General features: G+C 35.9%; 1 pseudogene. It reads right to left on the bottom strand.

Features of this window, described 5'->3' with window-relative positions:
• Positions 1 to 73 precede the first annotated feature (73 nt).
• Positions 74 to 259 (bottom strand): annotated as a pseudogene (locus AAEY75_RS15915) (hypothetical protein); the annotation flags it as partial.

Below are 259 nucleotides of genomic sequence, written 5' to 3'. Positions count from 1 at the left end.
ATGTTTCTACCGCAGGTGATTCAGGATATCGTCTTGTCTATGCCTTAGTATTTAAAAATTAATATTTTCTAACTCAATGCCTAACCTCTATGACAAATCTTGTTTGGGCAAGCTCATCAATATATTGATCTATAATTTGAGTATTCTCTTTATCCAAATGGGCATCCCATTCATCAAGCATGACAATCGTACTTTGGTCATCCTCTCTAATTTCTTGAATTTGCTTGATGAGTTGTTGTCCTGTTGAACCCTTATGGGC

Origin of the sequence: Psychrobacter sp. TB55-MNA-CIBAN-0194, from assembly GCF_040309505.1 — a bacterium.
GTDB classification, from domain to species: domain Bacteria; phylum Pseudomonadota; class Gammaproteobacteria; order Pseudomonadales; family Moraxellaceae; genus Psychrobacter; species Psychrobacter fozii.
The sequence above is the reverse complement of the archived record's forward strand: the minus strand, read 5'-3'. Positions and strand labels throughout refer to the sequence as shown.